The following is a 20932-nucleotide window of genomic DNA, read 5'->3' as shown; positions in this document are numbered from 1 at the left end:
GAATCGACAAGCTGTTCCTCCAAACCGGCCTGGCCGGCTTGGAGGAACGGCTTTTTTGACGACAGCGGCTCGGAAAGAGTTCGGATGAGGACGAGTCCGGCCAATCCCTTCGAATAAGCGTCCCGCTCCGACATAAAATGGGACTAAGGAGCCTAAGGTCAGTCATCGGGGAGGGAACGCGAGTGGGAACCGATTCGGGCATCGATTCGATCTTTACGACGGCGGGAACGAGCTTGACGATTCTGATCGCGGTCATCGCGGTCATCATCGGAGCGGGGCTGATCCGCTCGTACGCCAGCTGGAGCCGCAACAGCGCGCAGCCGCTGCTCTCGGTCAAGGCGGCGGTCGTCAGCAAGCGCTCGCGCGTGCGAAGCCAGCAGCCGTACGAGGAAGGGCAGCCGCAGCAGACGAAGACCGATTATTACGCGACGTTCGAGGTGGAAAGCGGAGACCGGATGGAATTCGCGATCAGCGGACGCGATTACGGCCAGCTGGCCGAAGGCGATATCGGCAAGCTGTCGTTTCGCGGCAGCCGCTTCCAGGGCTTCGAACGCGACAACAACCGCGTCATTCAGTTCGGCTGAAGGCAAGCGGAGCTTGCGCGGCGATTCCGCCGAATATCGTCTTGACCCGGAGGCCGAGCACGGCGCCCGCACCGGATAGAGCCGGATTTCCTCTTGAGGAAATCCGGCATTTTGGCGTGGTTTCCTTTTTCAAGCGAATCCGGAGTTGACTCTCCTGCAAGAGGAGGGTGTACAGCAAGGCAAGGAAAGGAGGAGGGCGCATGCTTGGGGGGGAGCGAAATGGCGGAGGAGAGCGGCGTGACGGTCAACGTATTGAAGATCAATCGACATGGGAGCTTCCGCGCGGATCGCTGCGGCCGTCTCGACGGTCTTTGAAGCGGGCTCGCTGTCATAGCCGCGCCGAAAAAGCTCCCGCCTGCCGAGGCGGGAGCTTGAAAGCGTATGGACAAGCTTCTGTCAGAACAGCAGCTGCAGGAATTCGTCCAGCTCGACCGGGCCAAGATAAGGGACGAGATCGACGCCGGCGAGCGCTTCGCGTACCGCTTCGGGCTCATAGCGGATGCCGGACAGCAGCTCCTCCAGCTCGGCGACCTCGGCGATGCCGAAAAAGTCGCCGTAGATCGAGGCTTGCTCGATGCGGCCCGAGGCTACGTTGAGCCGGACGTCGTACGTGCCGGCGGACAGGCGCTTGACTTGCCGCATGTTGAACGCCGGCGAGCGGCCGTAATTCCAGTCCCAGCTGCGATACCGCTCGTCCGCGAGCTTGCGGACGCCTTCCCAGTCGGCTGCGGAGAGCTCGTACGTCTCCGGCGTACGGCCCTCGTACAGCGCCGAGAGCAGGCGGGAGCGGAATTGCTCGACCGACATCGGCTCCTGCAAAAACTCGGAGATGTTGGCGACGCGGCTGCGGACCGATTTGGTCGACTTGGACTTGAACTTCTCCGGATTGACCTTGAGCGCGGAGGCGACATGGGAAATGTCGGATTGGAACAGTAGCGTGCCATGCGTATACATGCGGCCGCGCGTTGCGAACTGCGCGTTGCCGGATATTTTGCGCTCGCCGACCTGGATGTCGTTGCGTCCGCTCAGCTCGGCCTCGACGCCCATCGAGCGCAGCGCCTCGATGACCGGAGCGGTGAACTTGCGGTAGTTGCGGAACGACTCGCCGTCGTCCTTGGTGATGAAGCTGTAGTTGAGATTGCCGTGATCGTGGTAGACGGCGCCTCCGCCGGAAAGACGGCGCACGACATGGATGCCCTGCTCCTTGACGTACTCCTCGTTGATTTCCTCGAGCGTGTTCTGGTTTTTGCCGATGATGATGGACGGCTCGTTGATGTAGAACAGGAGGTAGTCGTTGTCGGCGGGAAGATGGCGCAGGATGTATTCCTCCAAGGCGAGGTTGAGGGACGGATCGTGCATGTCCCGATTCGAGACGAACAGCATGGCGGCTTCTCCTCCATTGGATAGGATGCTTGCGATGAGAACAATGTACCATATCGGGTTAACGATTCCCAATTCGGGCAGCAGCAGAAAAAGCCCCGCTCCACGTCATGCGGAGCGGGGCAGGCCGGAGCCATCCGATCAATAAAGCGAGATCGTCAGCGTATCCTTTTCGTTGTACGTATGAAGCGTCGCTTCGCTGCCGGTAATTTCCACGCTGATCAGCGAACGGAGGCTGTTCTTCAGCGAATTCTTGCCGGTAAACAGCTTGCGGTTCATGACCTCGCCCAGTTTATCCAGCGCTTTTTTATTGTTTTGTTCCGTTACATAAACGGGAATTTTTTTGTTTTGAAAGGAAATGAGCGTTCTCATCGCTTTTCACTCCAATTCTTTTCGAGTTGGTCCTGCTTTTATCGGTCTTTCCTCGTCGTTCTTGGTTGTTCTTATTGTAACCAAGCAAGATTAAGAGATTCTTAAAAAAGCGTTATGAAATGGTTACAAAGGCATTGACATGGACGTTTGCAAGCATAAATAGCATGCAATTCGTCTCTTTCATAAAGTAAGTATAATCAAACTTGACAACAGTTGCAACCTCTGATACAAATTTCTTCCCTACAAGGTTTTCTGGATCGAATCCGTCATTCCTGCTTGCGTAGGCAAGGGATCAGGAATTTCTTTTGGGCAGCTGGATTCGGGACTGCTCCAGGCGCCCGTACGTCATCGAATCGCTGTAAATGCCATGCACGCCGATCGCCGCCAGATCGCGGATGATCGTCTCGTCGTTGACGGTATGCGCATAGACCGGCACGCGCATGGAAGCGAGCTTGGCGATGAACGGAGCGGACTTCAGGGCGCGGTCCTGCGCCATCGTGATAGCGTCCACCTTCGGTTCCGCGAGGACGAAGTCGAGCACCTGACGCTCGCTGTCCTGCGATTGGTACAACGTATATATATAGGAAGGAAAAGCATGGATGCTTTCCACCCAGCGAAGCATGTCCCGGCTGTAAAGCTGCGGAATGACGCGCTCCAGCACGCCCTCCTTGCCGCTTGCGGCGCGCATCATCGCCTCGAACTGCTGCCGCACTTCTTCCTCGCTCGTTCCTTTCGTATCGGTGACGATCCATAGATCGGGATGGTTTTGCAGCAGCTCGACGATCTGCTCGAAGCTCATCGCGTGGTATCGGCCGTAGATCGGCAAGGAGAGCAGGGGCTCCAGCGGAGCCGGGCGGTCCATCTGCTCGCGGGGGATGACCTGCTTGAACCGGTCGTACAAATAGTTGCCCCAATCGTGGCGGCTGAGCAAAAAGCCGTCTGTCGTCAGCTGCAGATCGACCTCGAAAACGCGATAGCCGCGTGCATAATTCTGCTCGAAGGCTTCGCGCGAATTTGTAAAGAACAGCTGATCCACCGACCCCATCGCATGAGCGACCAAGGACTGGCTCGTCCAGGCCGGCGGCGGCTCCCGCCAATCCAGCAGGGCGGGCCGGCTGCCGGACAGCAGGGGCAGAGCGGCTGCGGCGAGCGCGATTCCAATCGCAGCCCGCTTTAATCGTTCGAACATGATTTCTCTTTCCTCGCTCTCTCGGAATGCAATCCTATCTATTATATAATCCGAAGCCTTGATTTTCGATATTTTTCCAGCATTCGGAAGGCGCTTGACGCAAGCCCTTGCGTTGGCTTACGGTTAAAGGCGGAACGTCACTCGGAGTCGGGAAGGAAAGAACGATGGGAACTCTAGTCAAATACGGGCTGACCGGCGTCATGAACACGCTGGTCGATTACGGCGTATTCGCTTTGCTGCATGCGCTGCTCGGCGTCAATTACCTGATCGCCCAGACGGCAAGCTTCGCATGCGGGACAATCAACAGTTATGTGGTGAACCGCAGCTGGACCTTTGGTCGCAGAGGCCGGGCCCCAAAAGCCGAAATGCTTAAATTCCTTGCCGTAAACGGCCTAATGTTCGGATTATCGACCTCCATTTTAGTGCTTTGCGAGGAATGGCTTGGCTGGAATGCGCTGATCGGCAAAGCGATTTCGATCATTGCCGCTACTGGAATCGGATTCATCCTGAATCGGCTGTGGGTATTTCGAGAATCGGGGCCAGCGGACGAGGCGACCAAAGTCGCGAGCCTTGTCGAATCGGAGCCGGGAAAGAGCTGATCCGGGAAAATCGACGGGGAAGCTGATTCGCAAGTCCTTGTCCTGCCGCCGGCCCGGCAAGGCCATGTCAGCTGATCCGTCACCGTCAAAGACCGAAAAAGCCGCTCTGCGAGCGAGATTTTCGGTCTTTTTCACGTTGACCGGATCATGAGTCCGAAGTCATTGGCGCTGGCGAAGCGAGCCTTTTCTAGGAATAGGAAAGGGAGCGCATACATGGCAGTGGAAGCGGAAACAAATCTGAATATTCATGCGGGGCTTCCAGCCGGAAGTAGGAGAGGAGGCGTGAAAACCGGGCATGAAAATGAACAGGAAAGACTAATCCGAAACATGCCTTTCTTCCCTCAACCAGTTGCTACTATCTGTGTCATAATCGTTACGAACAAGCTATCCCCTGTCGGATGCTTGTCCGTAAAGCGAAGCGGTTTCTGACGGCTGTTGTCTGATCCATGCGAAGTCTGATGATTCGGGGAGGAACCGATATGGCGCTTCAAAAGCAGGCGGAAGAGGGATCGCTGACTGCGAAGCGGGAGAGGCTGCGCGCTTTTTTCGATCGCCTGGCGCTGGACGAGACGCTGGGGGCGAACGGACCGAGAGCCTCCGTCCGGGCGGACCGTGCGCTCGCTTCGGCCGGCGCGGGCTCGCCTGCGGATGCGGCCGGGCTGCTGACCGGACTGTTGCGGGAACGCGGCATCGCCGATTGCGTCGAGCAGCTGGTGGAGCATGTGCTGCGCGGAGGCAGCGTCGAGGCGTTCCTTCAGAAAGCGGACGATAAGCGAAGATAGAGCAGACAAAGGAGAAGGATCCGATGGATGCTATTTTTTTTCCTTGAAAGTTCTCGTTTCGAATAATTAAAACTATTTAATAACTCGTTTAGAATTCTCATTTGGAGGGGACATCTTGGAACTCAACCACTACCTGTTCATTATCCGCAAGCGCCTCTGGATGATCGCGGCCATCGTCGTCATCAGCGGCTCGCTCGCGGCGACCTACTCTTACTGGTATGCGAAGCCGCAGTACGAAGCCTCGGCCAAGCTGCTCGTCGGCCAGGTAAAGGATGGCGGAGGGCTGATGTCCAGTCTGGATCTGAATCTCATCAACAGCAATATCCAGCTCATCAAAACCTACAAGGAAATCATCAAGACGCCGCGCATCATGCAAATCGTCGCCGAGGAATATCCTCAGCTGCATCAGACGGCCGGCGAGCTCGCCGGCAAGGTGACCGTCAGCTCGGTCAACGACACGCAGGTCATGTCGGTCACGGCCAGGGACGGCAGCTATGAGAGCGCGGCGCGGATCGTGAACGCCGTCTCCGTCGTGTTCTCCAACGAGATTCCGAAGCTGCTGCAGGTCGACAACGTCTCGATCCTCAATCAGGCGGATCCGCAGGCGGTGGCCGCCCCGGTCGCCCCGAACGCGAAGCTCAACATCGCGATGGCGCTGGCGCTCTCGCTGCTCGCGGCGCTGGGCCTGGCGTTTCTGCTGGAGTATCTGGACGATACGATCAAGACCGAGGAGGATGTCGCGGAGGTGCTCGGGCTTCCGGTGCTGACGGTCATTCCGAAATTCAAGGACAGCGAGGCGCTGCCGCCAGCCGGCACGCATCGGGACAAGAAACCGTTGCCGGCCGCGGGCCGGGTAGGGAGGAAAAGCAATGTCACGCTCGACGCGTAGCTGGAGCCTGATCGCCCAGAACAATCCGAAATCGCCGATCTCCGAGTCGTACCGAATGCTGCGGACGGGGGTCGAATATGCCGGCGTCGACGAGCCGGTCGACCTGCTCATGGTCACGTCCTGCCGAGCCGGAGAAGGAAAAAGCACGACATCGGCCAATGTGGCGGTGACGTTCGCGCAGACCGGACAGAAGGTGCTGCTCATCGACGCGGACATGCGCAAGCCGTCGCAGCATCATATCTTCGGACTGTCGAACCGCGCGGGACTGACCTCCGTGCTGCAGGGAAGATGCAGCCTCGCCCAGGGCATCCAGGAGACGTCGGTGGAAGGACTCGACGTGCTGACCGCCGGCCAGACGCCGCCCAATCCGTCGGAGATGCTCGGCTCCAAGGCGATGACGTCGCTGCTGGAGCTGGCCAAGGGCAGCTACGACCGGGTCGTCATCGATACGCCGCCGATCATGGCGGTGACCGACGCGCAGATCGTCGCCGGCAAATGCGACGGCGTGCTGCTCGTCATCGACTCCGGCAAGGTGAAGAGCGATATCGCCCGCAAGGCGAAGGCGGTGCTGGAGCAGGCCGGCTCGCGGCTGCTCGGCGTCGTGCTCAACAACGTGGACCGCTCGAGCGGTAGCGGCTATTACTATTACTACTACGGCGGGGAAGAGCAGCAGGGCTGAAGCCGAGGCTGTCCGCGGACAGACCGGCCCGGACCGGAGCAGGGCGGGCCGAGCGTCAACCACCAATTCGATCCAAAGAAGGGATGAGGGGCATGCAAAAAGTAAGGAAAGCGATTATCCCTGCCGCAGGGCTCGGAACGAGGTTCCTGCCCGCGACGAAGGCGATGCCGAAGGAAATGCTGCCGATCGTCGACAAGCCGACCATCCAGTACATCGTGGAGGAAGCGATCGAATCCGGCATCGAGGACATCATCGTCGTCACCGGCAAGGGCAAGCGGGCGATCGAGGATCATTTCGACATCGCCTTCGAGCTCGAGCATACGCTGGCGGAGAAGGGCAAGCTCGACATCCTCGAAAAGGTGCGCCGCTCCTCCAACGTCGAGATCCACTACATCCGCCAGAAGGAAGCGAAGGGGCTCGGCCATGCCGTCTGGTGCGCCCGCAACTTCATCGGCGACGAGCCGTTCGCGGTGCTGCTCGGCGACGACATCGTGCAGTCGGACATCCCGTGCACGAAGCAGCTCATCGAGCAGTACGAGCGCTCCGGCAAGTCGGTCATCGGCGTGCAGACGGTCGGCGTCGACCAGACGCATCGCTACGGCATCGTCGATCCGATCGGCCATATCGAAGTGCCGCAGAGCCGGCTGCACGGCGTCAGCCGCTTCGTCGAGAAGCCCGCTCCGGGCGAGGCGCCGTCGAACCTGGCGATCATGGGCCGCTACGTGCTGACGCCGGAGATCTTCGACTTTCTCGGGAGGCAGGAGGTCGGCGCAGGCGGAGAAATCCAGCTGACCGACGCGATCCAGCGGCTCAACGAGAGCCAGGGCGTATTCGCCTACGACTTCGAAGGCATCCGCTATGACGTGGGGGAAAAGCTCGGCTTCATCCTGACGTCGCTGGAGTTCGCGATACGCAACCCTGAGCTGCGCCATCCGCTGCTGTCGGAGATGAGCGAGATGCTCGAGCGCGAGCTCGGCCGGGGCCTGATGGCGGCGCGGGGCGAGTAGCATGAAGGTGACTGTTGCGATCTGCACGCACAACCGTGCAAAAGACACGCGAGAGGCGGTGGAAAGCGTGCTCGCCCAGCAGGTCGACGAGTCGCAGTACGAGGTGCTCGTCATCGACAACCGCTCGACCGACGGCACGGCGGATGCGATCCGCGGCATCCAGGAACGACCCGGCGTCGGCCCGGAGCGGGTGCGCTGCATCCGCGAGGACAAGCTCGGCCTGTCGGCCGCGCGCAATCGGGCGATCCGCGAGGCGAGGGGCGAGTACATCCTGTTCCTCGACGACGACGCGGTGGCGAGGCCGGGCTGGATGGGCGCGATCGTCGACGTGTTCGAGCGGGACCCGGCGATCGGCTGCGTCGGCGGACGCATCGACCCGGTGTGGGAGGGCGGCGAGCCGGACTGGCTGCCGGAGGCGTTCAAGACGCTCTACACGGTGCTGGACTTCGCGCCGCGCGTCGTCGAAATGGAGGCGCCGCGCATCCCGTTCGGTGCGAACGTCGCGTTTCGGGCCGCGCTGTTCCGGGAGCATGAGCCGTTCCGCGAGGATCTCGGCCGCGTCGGCAGCAGCCTGCTGTCCAACGAGGAAAGCGAGCTGATCGGCCGCATCCGCCGGAGCAGCACCGTCTACTACACGCCGCATGCGGCCGTCGACCATAAAATCGACCGCAGCCGCATCAGCCGCAAGTGGTTCCTGCGCCGGGTGTACTGGCAAGGCATCAGCGACGCCGCGCGCGGAGGCCGGGGAGCGGCCTACATGCTAAAGCAGGCGCTCAAGATCGGCCCGTCGGCGCTGCTGCTGCTGCTCTCGCTGCCGAATCCGCAGAAGCAGATGGTGCAGCTGCGGCGCATCCAGTACAGCAACGGCTATATTGCCGGGAGGCTCGGCTGGTTCAAGTAAGGAGCGGACGGCTGCTGCGGCGCGCGGCCGGGCGAGCTGACGCTCTTATGGTCGCATAATGAATAATTTTTAGTGAAAAAGGAGAATCGCTCATGAGTCTGGACCCGATCCGGCCGGAAATCGCGCTCCCGGCGCAGCCGCCATCCCGGCGGCGGGGCCGGATCGGCCGCCTGGCCGGCGCGCTCCGCGGCAAGGGCGCGCTGGCGACGATCGCCCGCACGAGCGGCGTCAACCTGCTCATCCTGCTGCTCGGCACGCTGAGCTCCATCCTGACGGCCCGCCTGCTCGGAGCGGAGGGCAAGGGCGAGCTGGCGGCGATCCTGTTCTGGCCGGCCTTCCTCGCCGGGCTGACCGGCTTCGGGCTGCCGACGTCGCTGATCTACCAGGTGAAGCGCGGCGCGGCGCTGCGGGAGGCGGCGGCGCTCGCCTTCTCGCTGCTGCTTCCGGTCAGCCTGCTGACCGGCACGCTCGCCTGGTTCCTGCTGCCGCAGTGGATGGACGGCTACAGCGCCGAGGCGATCGCGGCGGCCCGCTTTTACGCCGCGCTCGCCGTGCCGATGGCGCTGGCGGCGAACCTGATCGCCGCCGCCGCCCAGAGCCGCGCGAGGTTCGGCGTCTACAACGGCATCCGGCTGTACGTGCCGCTGCTCAACCTCGCCGGACTGGCGGCGCTGTGGGCGGCGGGAGCGCTGACGCTGACCGCCGCCGCCTCGGTCTATCTGGCGACGACCGGCGCGGTCATCGCGGCGGCGCTGTACGCGCTGCGCGACGAGCTCGGCTGGGCGCCGCTGCGGCAAGCGTGGAGCCGGCGCGTCGCCGGTCCGCTGCTCGGCTACGGCAGCCGCGTGTACGGCACCGACCTGCTCGGCACGCTGTACGGCCAGTTCGACAAGCTGATCATCCTGGCGCTGCTGGCGCCGCGCGACTTTGGCGTCTACTCCGTCATCTACGCGCTGTCCCGCATGTTCAACGTCGTGCAGACGGCGATCACGAGCGTCGTATTCCCGAAGGTGACGGGCGAGAGCAAGGAGGTCGTCATCGCCTCGGTCAGCCGGGCGTTCCGGCTGTCGATGGCGCTCATGACGCTCGCGGTCGTGCCGGCGATGTGGATCGGCGGCCGCCTGATCGGCCTCGTGTTCGGCCCGGACTTCGCCGGCTCGAGCGCCGCGTTCTACCTGCTGTCGATCGAGTGCATCGTCGGCGGCGGCTCCTGGCTCCTCGCCTCGGCGTTCAACGCGATGGGACGGCCGGGCATGGTGCTCGTGCGGCAGCTGGTCGCGCTCGCCGCGACGATCGGGCTGTTCTTCGCCTTCGTCCCGATCTGGGGACTGGAAGGACTGGCGCTCGCGCTGCTCGGCGGCGCGTTCATCCGGATGGCGTTCTCGATCGCCTCGATGAAGCTGCTGTTCGGCGTCCCGATCCGCCGCATCCTGTCCGGCAGCGAGGACCTGAAGTTTCTGAAGGCTCGAATCCAAGCAAGAAAAAAGGCGGCATCCGCCGCCGAAGGGGGAGCATGAGACGCATGGGCAAGACCGAGATCGAATCGCCGCTCGCGGCGGGCCGCCTGGGCCTGCATCCGATGGAGCAGCTCAAGGAGAGGCTGTCGCTCATTACGAAGAGCATCCCGAAGGGCTCGGAAATCATCTACATCGACTACCCGGTCTACAGCAACATCGGCGACATCCTCATCATGAAAGGGACCGAGGCCTTCTTTCAGGCGCATGGCATCCGCGTGAAGGCCCGCTACAGCGTCGCCGACTTCCCGGACGAGCTGCGCGTGCCGCCCGGCGTCATCCTCGTGCTGCAGGGCGGCGGCAACTTCGGCGACCTGTACGCCAAGCATCAGCTGCTGCGCGAGAGCGTCGTGGAGCGCTATCCGGGCAACCGGATCGTCGTGCTGCCGCAGACGATCTTTTACAAGAGCGAGCTGAACTTCGGCCGCACGGCCAGCATCCTGAACCGCCATCCCGACCTGCATCTGTACGTCCGGGACTCGCTCTCGTACGAGATGGCGAGCAAGAAGTTCAAAAACGTGCAGGTCTACCTGTCGCCCGACATGGCCCATCAGCTGTATCCGATCGCCGCGCCGGAGCATCCGACGAAGGACACGCTGTTCTTCCTGCGGACGGACGTCGAGAAGACGCCCGAGCAGGAGAAGCTGGAGCGGAAGGCCGGCGGCTCGGAGAGCAAGGACTGGCAGCATCTCTACCATCCTGCGGAGCGGAAAGGCATCGTGCTGATCATGAAGCTGTACCGCTTCACGGCAGCCCGGGGGCTGCTGCAGCGCGTCTGGTACCGCTACTCGCAGCATCTGGTGGACAAGGCGGTCAGGCAGTTCGGCTCCTACCGCATGATCGTCACCTCCCGGCTGCACGGCCACATCCTCGCCAGCCTGATGGATTTGCCCCATGTCGTCCTCGACAACTCCTACGGCAAGAACATGAGCTATTACCAGGCTTGGACGAGGGATGTGCCGGGAGCGGAGCTGTCGACGGCCGAGCAGGCGAACTGATCGGGGAACGACGGGCGAACGGACCGGCGGGCGGCCGCCGGTCGAACGAATCCAAGGAAAGGGGAGCGGTTCACTTGGCATATCCAGACCGAAGCGAGGAAATGATGGCGGCGGGAGGCGGATGTCCGGCCCAGGCGCGGCAGATCGCTTTGTACGAAGGCATGAAGCGGGCGGTCGACGTCGGCTGCTCGCTGATCGGCCTCGTGCTGCTCAGTCCGGTGTTCGTGCTGATCGGCTTGCTGATCAAGCTCGAGGATCCGAAGGGAAGCGTCTTTTTCTACCAGACGCGCGTCGGCAAGGACGGCAAGCCGTTCCGCATGTTCAAGTTCCGCTCGATGGTCTCGAACGCGGAGGAGCGGCTGAAGGAGCTGCTTGCGCAGAACGAGGTCCAGGGCGCGATGTTCAAGATGAAGAACGATCCCCGCATCACGCGGGTCGGCCGCTTCATCCGCAAGACGAGCATCGACGAGCTGCCGCAGCTGGTCAACGTGCTGCAGGGCAGCATGTCGCTCGTCGGCCCGCGGCCGCCGCTGCCGCGCGAGGTCGCGGAGTATACGCCTTACGACCGCCAGCGGCTCGACGTCACGCCCGGCTGCACCGGGCTGTGGCAGGTGAGCGGACGCAGCAGCCTGACGTTCGAGCAGATGGTCGAGCTCGACCTGCAGTACGTGCGCGAGCGCTCGCTCGGCATGGACGCGCGCATCCTGCTGCGGACCGTGCGGGTGCTGCTCGGCAGCAAGGACGCGTTTTAATCCCATCAGCAAAAAGGAGCGGAAGGACATGGACAAGCAATCGGCCATCTACGTCGCCGGCCATCGCGGACTGGCGGGCTCGGCCATCTGGCGGGCGCTCGAGTCCAGAGGCTTCGCCAACCGGATCGGCCGCACGAGCCGCGAGCTCGACCTGCGCGACGCGGGGGCGGTCGAGGCGTTTTTCGCCTCGGCGGGAATCGAGTACGTCTTCCTCGCCGCCGCCAAGGTCGGCGGCATCGTCGCCAACAACGACTACTGCGGCGATTTCATCCGCGACAACCTGCTCATCCAGACGAACGTCATCGACGCGGCGCGTCGGCATGGCGTGAAGAAGCTGCTGTTCCTCGGCTCGACCTGCATCTATCCGAAGCTGGCGCCGCAGCCGCTGCAGGAGGACAGCCTGCTGCGCGGCGACCTCGAGCCGACGAACGAGGCGTACGCGATCGCCAAGATCGCCGGCATCAAGATGTGCCAGGCGTACAACCGCCAGTACGGCACGACGTTCATCTCGGCGATGCCGACGAATCTATACGGTCCGAACGACAACTTCGACCTGGAGACGAGCCATGTGCTGCCGGCGCTGCTGCGCAAGATCCACGAGGCGAAGGAATCCGGAGCGCCGGAGGTGCAGATCTGGGGCACCGGCACGCCGCGCCGCGAGTTCCTGCACGCGGACGATCTGGCGGACGCCTGCCTGCATCTGATGGAGCATTATGACGGCAGCGACATCGTCAACATCGGCGTCGGCGAGGACATCGCGATCCGCGAGCTGGCCGAGCTGATCGCCGGCGTCGTCGGCTACGAGGGCCGGCTGGCGTTCGACGCCTCCCGCCCCGACGGCACGCCGCGCAAGCTCGTCGATACGAGCCGCATCAACGGCCTCGGCTGGCGCGCCTCCACCCCGCTTGCGGACGGCATCCGCCAGGTGTACTCCGGCTATCGGCAAGCGGCGCTGGCTTAGCTTTTCAACCAAAAATCTATCATCCAATAGGGGGATGCGGCATATGAAAAAAGCGCTCATCACAGGGGTAACCGGTCAAGACGGATCGTATCTGGCGGAGTTCCTGCTCGGCCAAGGGTATCAGGTGTACGGCATGCGCCGGCGCACGAGCACGCCGAACTACGAGAACGTCGAGCACATCAAGAACCGCATCAACTGGGTGTCCGGCGACCTGACCGACCTCGCCTCGCTGATCGAGGCGGTGCGCGTCTCCGATCCGGACGAGGTGTACAACCTGGCCGCGCAATCGTTCGTAGCCGCATCCTGGCCGCAGCCGCTGGCGACCGGCCATCTGACGGCGATCAGCGTGACGAACATGCTCGAGGCGGTGCGCATCGTCAAGCCGAGCGCGCGCTTCTACCAGGCGTCGAGCAGCGAGATGTTCGGCAAGGTCGTCGAGACGCCGCAGAAGGAGACGACGCCGTTTTATCCGCGCAGCCCGTACGGCGTAGCCAAGGTGTACGGCCACTGGATCACGGTCAACTACCGCGAGAGCTTCGGCATGTTCGCCTGCTCCGGCATCCTGTTCAACCACGAATCGCCGCGCCGCGGCATCGAGTTCGTGACGCGCAAGGTGAGCGACGGCGTCGCCCGCATCAAGCTCGGCCTGCAGAAGGAGCTGCGCATGGGCAACCTCGACGCGCTGCGCGACTGGGGCTTCGCCGGCGACTACATCAAGGCGATGTGGCTCATGCTGCAGCAGGACGAGCCGGACGACTTCGTCATCTCGACCGGCGAGATGCACACGGTGCGCGAGCTGCTGGACGTCGCATTCTCCCATGTCGGCCTCGACTACCGCGACTACGTCGTCATCGATCCCGAGTTCCAGCGGCCGGCGGAGGTCGACCTGCTGCTCGGAGACTGCGCCAAGGCGAAGGAGAAGCTCGGCTGGACGCTCGAGGTCGGCTTCGAGCAGCTCGTCAAGATGATGGTCGACGAGGACCTGAAGCGCGTCCAGCACGAGGCGTCCTACCTGCACGCGATGAGCGTGAACGCCTAGCGCCATGGCCATGGCAAGCTCGCAGCCGCTGCAGCCCGCTTTCCGCCGGAGCGGCCGCTTGGGAGGGGCGTCGCTGGAGGACTGGGCGCGCCGGGGGCTGATCGCCTACTTCATCTTCGCCTCGATGGCCTATTTGCCGGAGGCGCTCAACGATATCGCGAGCATGCGCGTCTCCTACGCCAAGTTCGCGATCGGCGAGCCGCTGTTCGGACCGAGCCTCCGGTACGTCAAGGACATCCTGATGGTCGCGCTGCTCGGGCTGTTCTTCTGGATCGACATGCGCAGGCAAGAGCGCTACCGGCTGGCCGCGCACTACCTGCCTGTGATCCTGCTCCTCCTGTATGGCACCGCCGTGCTCGCCTATCGGGAGTCGACGGTCAACCTCTATCAGGTCGCGGCCGGGGGCCGCTCGCTGCTGCTGATCCTGTTCTGCGTCAAAGCGATCGGGCTGATGCGCGGCCGACCGGAGTTCATCCGCGCGCTCGCCCGCTGCATCGGCTGGCTGCTGCTGGTCGAGTTCATCGTGCTGGCGATCCAGTACGCGCTGTTCACCAGCCGGTTCGGTGTCGTGAATCCGTTCTCGCTGCGGCTGATCGGCACGTTCGGCGGCATCTCGATCGCCGGCTACCTGGCGCTCGGCAGCGCGATGATCCTGTACGCCGCCCGGCCGCGGCTCGGCCGGGTCCAGCGCAGGCTGGGGCCGCTTCTGCAGCTGCTCGCGCTCGGCGTCGCCGGCATGTCCGGCACGCGCTCGGCGATCATCGGCTGCTTCCTGATCGTGTTTTTCCTGCTCGTCGAAAAGGTGCTTCTCGGAAGGAAGCGCCCCGGATCGGCGTACTTGACGCCGGCGATCATCTGCTTCTCGCTGCTCGCCCTCACGGGCGGCGTGCAGGCGGCGACGCTGATGGCCGACCGCGGCAGCATTGTCGAGGCGCAGGTGGAGGGCGGACGGATCGACATGCTGACCGGCTTCTTCACTTCGAATCCGCTGAGCGTCGTGCTGTTCGGCGACGGCATCGGCTACGGCACGAATGCCGGCGTCAACCTGAACAAGCAGCTCGAGGTCGAGCTCGATCACCAGATCATGGACGGCACGTTCAACTCGATCCTGACCCAGTACGGCCTGCTGTCGCTGTCGCTGCTGCTGGCGGCGGCGATCGCGGCCGCGCCTGGACTGCTGCGCAAGCTGCGGAGCCGCAGCCTGCAGCTGTACGTGTTCGTCGTCGTCAACTTCGTCCTCTGCATCTCGACGAACATCCTGGAGCAGTTCGTCTATCTGTTCCTGCTGGCGGCCTGCTGGGCCGTGCTGACGGACGGCGAGCCGAGCCGCTCCGCCACCGGAGCGCTCGGCCGGACAGCCGCTCCGATGCCAACCTGAAGGGAGAAATGACGCCATGAAGCCGCTTGTACTGCTCACCGACGCCTATGGCGGACACGGCGGCATCGCCAAGTTCAACCGCGACCTGCTCGGCGCCGTCTGCTCCAGTCCGCAGGTCGAGCGGGCGACGGCGATCCCCCGCATCATGCCTTATCCGCCGGGAGAGCTCCCGCCGAAGCTCGACTACGTGACGGCCGGCCTGAACAGCAAGCCCCGCTATCTGAAAACGGTGCTCGGCTCGCTGCTGGGACGGGCGAGAGGCAGCGACGTCATCCTCTGCGGGCATATCAATCTGCTGCCGTTCGCGGCGCTCGCCAAAAAAATGACCGGCGCCAAGCTGGCGCTCATCATCCACGGCATCGACGCCTGGGACCCGGTGACGCGCGGCGGCACCGGCTGGGCGCTGAGCCAGCTGGACGCCGTCATCTCGGTCAGCCGGCTGACGCTGGACCGCTTCTGCGGCTGGACGGGCCTGGCCGGCATTCCGTCCTACGTGCTGCCGAACTCGTTCGAGCCGGGACAGTTCACGCCGGGTCCGCGGCCGGCTTATCTCATGGAGCGCTACGGGCTGCAGCCGCAGGACCGGATCGTCATGACGCTGGGACGGCTCGCGGGCCAGGATCGGCGCAAGGGCTTCGACGAGGTGCTCGAGGCGCTGCCGACGCTGAGGCGGCAGGTGCCTCGCCTGCGCTATCTGATCGTGGGCGACGGCAGCGACCGCGCGCGGCTGGAGGCGAAGGCCGCCGCCCTCGGCGTGGACGATGCCGTCGTGTTCACGGGCTTGATCGCAGAGGAGGAAAAAGCCGACCACTACCGGCTTGCCGACGGCTTCGCGATGCCGAGCCACGGCGAAGGCTTCGGCATCGTGCTGCTGGAGGCGATGGCCTGCGGCGTGCCGGCGCTGGCCTCGAGCAAGGACGGCAGCAGCGAGGCGCTGATGCACGGCAAGCTCGGCGAGCTGATCGATCCGGCCGATCCGGAGCAGGTGCAGGGGGGCATCCTGCGCCTGCTGTCCAAGCCGCGCGGGGAAGTGCCCGAAGGACTCGGCCATTTCAGCTACGCGAACTATACGGCAAGACTGCATGACATCCTGCAGCGGATCGGCGGCGATGCGGCCGTTCCCGCAGGGGGCTCCTTGCGCAGCACGGGCAAGCTGTCCGGCTGACCATTTTGAGAACAGGGAAGTGAAGGCATGAACATCCTGCATGTGATCGCCAATCTGGCGCCCCGCTACGGCGGCCCGGCAAAGGCGGGAATGGAGATGGCGGCGGCCCTCGCGGCGCGCGGCCACGACGTGACGATCTTCACGACCAACCAGGACGGAAGCGGCGTGCTGGAGGTGCCGACCGACCGGACGATCCGCAAGAACGGCGTGGACATCCGGTACTTCCCGGTCATCCAGCCGAAGTTCTGGCGCACCTCGCCGGCGATGGCGGCCGCGCTGAAAAAGGAGATGCCGCGCTTCGACATCGTGCATATCCACTCGCTCTATCTGTTCCACGGGATGGCTGCCGGCCATTACGCCCGCAAGCACGGGGTGCCGTACATCGTCCGTCCGCACGGGACGCTCGATCCGGTCATGCATGCCCGCCATCGCTATCGCAAGAAAATCATGGAGACGCTGTTCGAGGACCGCAACATCCGCCGCGCCGACGCGCTGCACTACACGACCGAGGAAGAGCTGCTGCTCGCCGAGCCGTACGTGCACGGAAGCTCCGGCTTCGTCGTCCCGAACGGCATCAACTCCTCCGACTACCGGGAGCTGCCGCCCAAAGGAACGTTCCGCTCCCGCTACAAGCTGCTGGAAGGCAAGAGGATGCTGCTGTTTTTCAGCCGCATCAACTTCAAGAAGGGGCTCGACGTGCTGGTCGAGGCGTTCCGCGACATCCATCGGCGCCATCCCGATACGGTGCTCGTGCTGACCGGACCGGATGACGAGAATTACGGCCAGAGGGTGCGCGACTGGCTGAAGGCGGCGTCCTTGAGCGAGTTCGCGATCTTCACCGGCATGCTGACCGGGACGGACAAGCTCGCCGTGCTGCGCGACGCCGACCTGTTCCTGCTGCCTTCGTACTCGGAGAACTTCGGCATCGCCGTCGTCGAGGCGATGGCCTGCGGCGTGCCGGTCGTCATCTCCGACAAGGTCAACATCTGGCGCGAGGTCGTCGCCGAAGGGGCGGGGCTGGCGACGCCGGTCGACCCGATCCGGGTCGCGGACGCGGCCTGCCAGCTGCTGGACGATCCTGAGCTGCGGGAGCGGATGGGCGAGCGCGGCCGCGCGATGGCCTCGCAGTATTACGAGTGGTCGCAGGTCGCCGCGCAGCTGGAGCAGGAATATCGCAGGCTCGCCGGAGAGGCCGGCCGGGCCGGAAGCGGGCGCGGCGCCCAAGCCGGCCTGACCTGGGGCTCATGAGCGCGAACCGCATCCGGCTCGACCGGTACGACCAGAGCGGGTACTCGCGCGGACGGAGCGGGGCGGTCGTGCTGCTCTGGTGGCTCGTGCAGGGCAGCCTGTTCCGCTACTCGCTGCATCCGATGTACGGCTGGCGGCGCTTCCTGCTGCGGCTGTTCGGCGCCCGGATCGGACGCGGCGTGCAGGTGCGGGCGACGGCGCGCTTCACCTATCCGTGGAAAGTGTCGATCGGCGACTGGTCGTGGATCGGCGACGAAGCGGAGTTCTACAGCCTCGACCGGATCGAGGTCGGCGCCCACTGCGTCGTCTCGCAGCGCAGCTATCTGTGCACCGGCTCCCATGACATCGAGGATCCTCGCTTCGGCCTGGTGACGCGGCCGATCGTCCTCCGCGACGGCGCCTGGGTCGCGAGCGACGCGTTCGTCTATCCCGGCGTGACGGTCGGCGTCATGGGCGTCGTCGCCGCCCGCAGCACGGTCACCCGTCCGGTGCCGGACGGCGAGGTGCATGCCGGCACGCCGGCGGCGTTCGTGAAGCGCCGGATCGTCAAGGACGGCGCGGAGGAAGGCGCGGGAGGCGCGGGAGTCGCGGAAGGCGAGGCCATGACGGACGGCGGACTCCAGAAGGACCGCCGCGCAGGACGGAACGCCGGTTGACAAGCGGCATCAAGCGAGGGAGACCGGCCGCAGCGCCGGCGAGCCCGCACGAAAGGAGGCCAAAGGGCGATGAGCAAGCCGCGCATCGTGTTCGTCATCAATTATTTTTATCCCGACTATGCCTCGACCGGGCAGATCCTCACCGAGCTGTGCCTGCATCTGCAGCATGACTTCGACATTACGGTCATCGCGCAGCAGCCGGGCTACGCCGGGGAGAAAAAGGACGCCAAGGCGCCGCGCTACGCCGAGGACCGGCTGGAGAACATCTCGATCCTGCGCATCCGCCTGCCGGAGGTGGACAAGCGCAGCAAGGCGAGCCGCCTGCGCTACATCTCGGCCTACTTCCTGCATGCGGTGCGGCTGCTGCTGCGGCAGCGCAAGGCGGACTTCGTCTACACGATCTCGCAGCCGCCGGTGCTCGGCGGCCTGATCGGCACGATCGGCAAGCTGGCGCTGCGCTCCAGGCACATCTACAACATCCAGGACTTCAACCCCGAGCAGGCGCAGGCGGTCGGATTCATGAACCATCCGCTCCTGCAGCGGACGGCGCTCCTGCTCGACAAGCTGAACTGCCGCCTGGCGGACCACGTCATCCTCGTCGGCCAGGATATGAAGGAGACGCTCGTCCGCCGCTTCGGCGGCAAGAACGTGCCGCCGCACTCGGTCATCAACAACTGGACCGACGAGCAGGACATCGTGCCGCTGAGGCGCGACGATCCCGGCGTGGCGGCGTTCCTGAAGCGGCACGGGCTGGAGGACAAGTTCGTCGTCATGTACTCCGGCAACCTCGGGCTCTACTACGATCTCGAGAACCTGATCCGCATCGCGCCGCAGTTCCGCGAGCTGTCCGACCTGATGTTCGTGTTCATCGGCGAAGGCGCGGTCAAGCCGCTCATGGAGCAGTTCGCGCGCGAGCAGGGGCTGACGAACGTCCTGTTCCTCCCCTACCAGCCGAAGGACCAGCTCCGCTACTCGCTCGGCGCGGCCGACGTGCATCTGGTCGTCAACCAGAAGGGCATCAAGGGCGTGTCGGTGCCGAGCAAGATCTACGGCGTCATGGCGGCGGGCAAGGCGGTCATGGGCGTGCTGGAGGAAGGCAGCGAGGCGCATCGCCTCATCCGGGACAGCGGCTGCGGCACGTCGACCGAGCCCCAGCGCTACGGCGACGCCGCGCGCCAGCTGATGGCGCTGTACAGCCTCGGCCGCGCCGGCCTCGCCGAGCGGGGGCTGCAGGGGCGCGACTATCTGGAGCGCCATCTGCGCCGCAGCCTGTCGCTCGAGAAGTACCGCGAGCTGCTGCTGTCGCTGCATGCCGGCGGCGGCCGCGGCCGCAAAATTCCGGCTGGCCGCGCGGCGGCGGCCGGCCGGCCGCAAGCAGAGGCGGGAGCCGGCGCGCGCGTCCTTACCCATTCCAATCTGAAAGGCGGAGATCGATGATGAAGCTCGTCCTGTTGTCCGGAGGCTCCGGCAAGCGGCTGTGGCCGCTTTCCAACGACCTGAGGTCGAAGCAGTTCCTGAAGGTGCTCGAAGACGGCGAAGGCTCCCGCGTCTCCATGGTCCAGCGCGTCTGGGGCCAGATCGAGGAGGCGGGCTTCGCCGGCTCCGGCTACATCGCGACCGGCGCCACGCAGACGGAGCTGATCCGCGGCCAGCTCGGCCCGGACGTGCCGCTCATCGTAGAGCCCGCGCGGCGGGATACGTTCCCGGCGATCGCGCTGGCGGCGGCGTACCTGTTCTCCGTGGAGAAAGTCGATCCCGGCGAGACGGTGGCGGTGCTGCCCGTCGACCCGTACGTCGAGGACCGCTTCTTCCAGACGGTGGCGAGCCTGGACGGCGTGCTGCGGGACAGCGGCGCCGACCTCGCGCTGATCGGCGTCAAGCCGACCTACCCTTCGGAAAAGTACGGCTACATCGTGCCGGAGGCGGGAGGGGACGCTCCGGGCGCAGGCGGGACGCTGCGCGTCGGCGGCTTCCGCGAGAAGCCGTCCGAGGCGGCGGCGCAGGAGCTGATCGCGAGCGGCGCGCTGTGGAACTGCGGCGTGTTCGCCTTCAAGCTCGACTACATGCTGAACATCATGGCGGCCAAGGGCATCCCGCTCGCCTACGACCGGCTCGCCGCCGAGTACGAGAGCCTGGAGAGCATCAGCTTCGACTACGAGGTCGTGGAGCGGGCGCAGAGCATCGCGGCGGTGTCCTATGACGGCTATTGGAAGGACCTCGGCACATGGAACACGCTCACGGAGGAGATGAAGGACGCGCGCATGGGGCGCGGCATCGTCAGCGGCGACTGCACGAACACGCATCTCGTCAACGAGACGGACATCCCGGTCACGGTGATCGGCCTCTCCAACGTCGTCGTGGCGGCCAGCCCGGACGGCATCCTCGTCGCCGAGAAAGGCGCCAGCACGCGGCTGAAGGAATTCATCGGCCATGACCAGCGCCCGATGTACGAGGAGCGGCGCTGGGGCTGGGTGCGCGTGCTCGACGACCGCAGCTACGACGACGGCACCGCCGTGCTGACCAAGCGCGTCGGCATCGACAGCGGCGCCAGCATCGGCTACCGGCTGCATCAGCACCGCGAGGAGGTGTGGACGGTCGTGAAGGGCTCGGGCGAGTTCATCTGCAACGGCACTTATATGAAGATCCGCGCGGGCAACGTCGTCCACATCCCGATGAAGACGCTGCACGGCGTCCGGGCGGCGGACGATCTGGAGTTCATCTCCGTGCAGACCGGCCCGAAGCATCTCGAGAACTCGATCATGGAGCTGTACGGCAGCTGGGAAGAGATCGAGCAGAACTGCCTGCGGGCGTAGAGCGCCCGCGGATGCCGCGGTCATCC

21 protein-coding genes are annotated in these 20932 nt (G+C 64.3%); 18 read left to right on the top strand and 3 right to left on the bottom strand.

What is annotated here, in order from left to right:
- The first annotated feature begins 182 nt into the window (after positions 1–182).
- On the top strand, positions 183–584 hold the full coding sequence (locus tag GE073_RS19825; RefSeq protein WP_180968393.1) for a DUF2500 domain-containing protein: 402 nt from the start codon (positions 183–185) through the stop codon (positions 582–584).
- 396 nt (positions 585–980) lie between these two features.
- Here GE073_RS19825 and GE073_RS19820 read toward each other — a convergent pair whose 3' ends face one another.
- From GE073_RS19820 to GE073_RS19810, 3 genes are all read right to left on the bottom strand, one after another.
- Positions 981–1967 (bottom strand): lipoate--protein ligase, encoded by a 987-nt coding sequence (locus tag GE073_RS19820; RefSeq protein ID WP_101808069.1) that lies wholly within the window; start codon positions 1965–1967, stop codon positions 981–983.
- A gap of 138 nt (positions 1968–2105) precedes the next feature.
- Positions 2106–2336: a hypothetical protein gene (locus tag GE073_RS19815; RefSeq protein ID WP_028600476.1), complete on the bottom strand. Its 231-nt coding sequence runs from the start codon at positions 2334–2336 to the stop codon at positions 2106–2108.
- 292 nt (positions 2337–2628) lie between these two features.
- On the bottom strand, positions 2629–3525 hold the full coding sequence (locus tag GE073_RS19810) for a phosphatidylinositol-specific phospholipase C/glycerophosphodiester phosphodiesterase family protein (protein WP_052333601.1): 897 nt from the start codon (positions 3523–3525) through the stop codon (positions 2629–2631).
- A 164-nt stretch (positions 3526–3689) separates the two neighbouring features.
- On the opposite strand from GE073_RS19810, the gene GE073_RS19805 reads away from it, so the two are divergent.
- The 17 genes from GE073_RS19805 (at position 3690) to GE073_RS19725 (ending at position 20906) form a co-directional block, all read left to right on the top strand.
- Entirely contained in the window at positions 3690–4124 is a 435-nt protein-coding gene (locus tag GE073_RS19805; RefSeq protein ID WP_052333602.1) for a GtrA family protein, read from the top strand.
- A gap of 479 nt (positions 4125–4603) precedes the next feature.
- Entirely contained in the window at positions 4604–4906 is a 303-nt protein-coding gene (locus GE073_RS19800; RefSeq protein WP_028600477.1) for a hypothetical protein, read from the top strand.
- Positions 4907–5021: 115 nt separating this feature from the next.
- Positions 5022–5795 (top strand): YveK family protein, encoded by a 774-nt coding sequence (locus GE073_RS19795; RefSeq protein ID WP_043111925.1) that lies wholly within the window; start codon positions 5022–5024, stop codon positions 5793–5795.
- Complete coding sequence (locus GE073_RS19790) at positions 5776–6474, top strand: CpsD/CapB family tyrosine-protein kinase (protein ID WP_028600479.1); 699 nt, start codon at positions 5776–5778, stop codon at positions 6472–6474. Before GE073_RS19795 ends, GE073_RS19790 begins: the two co-directional genes overlap by 20 nt.
- Before the next feature lie 92 nt (positions 6475–6566).
- On the top strand, positions 6567–7481 hold the full coding sequence (gene galU / locus GE073_RS19785) for a UTP--glucose-1-phosphate uridylyltransferase GalU (RefSeq protein WP_043111928.1): 915 nt from the start codon (positions 6567–6569) through the stop codon (positions 7479–7481).
- Position 7482: 1 nt separating this feature from the next.
- Positions 7483–8382 (top strand): glycosyltransferase, encoded by a 900-nt coding sequence (locus GE073_RS19780; protein ID WP_028600480.1) that lies wholly within the window; start codon positions 7483–7485, stop codon positions 8380–8382.
- A gap of 92 nt (positions 8383–8474) precedes the next feature.
- The gene (locus GE073_RS19775; protein WP_084137572.1) at positions 8475–9899 is read left to right on the top strand and encodes a lipopolysaccharide biosynthesis protein; all 1425 of its coding nucleotides are present in this window, start codon (positions 8475–8477) and stop codon (positions 9897–9899) included.
- 5 nt (positions 9900–9904) lie between these two features.
- Positions 9905–10894 carry a polysaccharide pyruvyl transferase family protein gene (locus GE073_RS19770; protein WP_052333603.1) on the top strand — a complete coding sequence of 330 codons (990 nt, stop codon included), beginning with the start codon at positions 9905–9907 and terminating at the stop codon, positions 10892–10894.
- Positions 10895–10998: 104 nt separating this feature from the next.
- Entirely contained in the window at positions 10999–11646 is a 648-nt protein-coding gene (locus GE073_RS19765) for a sugar transferase (protein WP_052333616.1), read from the top strand.
- 28 nt (positions 11647–11674) lie between these two features.
- A complete protein-coding gene (locus GE073_RS19760) occupies positions 11675–12607 on the top strand; it encodes a GDP-L-fucose synthase family protein (protein WP_028600483.1) in 933 nt (310 codons plus the stop codon).
- 43 nt (positions 12608–12650) lie between these two features.
- Positions 12651–13646 carry a GDP-mannose 4,6-dehydratase gene (gene gmd / locus GE073_RS19755; protein WP_028600484.1) on the top strand — a complete coding sequence of 332 codons (996 nt, stop codon included), beginning with the start codon at positions 12651–12653 and terminating at the stop codon, positions 13644–13646.
- Positions 13647–13650: 4 nt separating this feature from the next.
- Positions 13651–15024, top strand: coding sequence for a hypothetical protein (locus tag GE073_RS19750; protein ID WP_028600485.1), 1374 nt, complete (start codon positions 13651–13653; stop codon positions 15022–15024).
- Between the two features lie 16 nt (positions 15025–15040).
- Positions 15041–16189 carry a glycosyltransferase gene (locus GE073_RS19745; protein WP_052333604.1) on the top strand — a complete coding sequence of 383 codons (1149 nt, stop codon included), beginning with the start codon at positions 15041–15043 and terminating at the stop codon, positions 16187–16189.
- 27 nt (positions 16190–16216) lie between these two features.
- Positions 16217–17437: a glycosyltransferase gene (locus GE073_RS19740; protein WP_052333605.1), complete on the top strand. Its 1221-nt coding sequence runs from the start codon at positions 16217–16219 to the stop codon at positions 17435–17437.
- A complete protein-coding gene (locus tag GE073_RS19735) occupies positions 17434–18093 on the top strand; it encodes a WcaF family extracellular polysaccharide biosynthesis acetyltransferase (RefSeq protein ID WP_084137574.1) in 660 nt (219 codons plus the stop codon). The genes GE073_RS19740 and GE073_RS19735 overlap by 4 nt, the downstream gene beginning before the upstream one ends.
- Positions 18094–18162: 69 nt before the next feature.
- On the top strand, positions 18163–19530 hold the full coding sequence (locus GE073_RS19730) for a glycosyltransferase family 4 protein (protein ID WP_101808062.1): 1368 nt from the start codon (positions 18163–18165) through the stop codon (positions 19528–19530).
- Positions 19530–20906 carry a sugar phosphate nucleotidyltransferase gene (locus GE073_RS19725; RefSeq protein ID WP_153784776.1) on the top strand — a complete coding sequence of 459 codons (1377 nt, stop codon included), beginning with the start codon at positions 19530–19532 and terminating at the stop codon, positions 20904–20906. The genes GE073_RS19730 and GE073_RS19725 overlap by 1 nt, the downstream gene beginning before the upstream one ends.
- Positions 20907–20932: the final 26 nt, after the last annotated feature.

The sequence above is a fragment of the Paenibacillus sp. B01 genome (assembly GCF_009649995.1).
In the GTDB taxonomy this organism is placed as follows: Bacteria; Bacillota; Bacilli; order Paenibacillales; family Paenibacillaceae; genus Paenibacillus_O; species Paenibacillus_O pasadenensis.
Note: the sequence above shows the minus strand (reverse complement) of the source record. Positions and strands in the feature narration are given on the sequence as shown.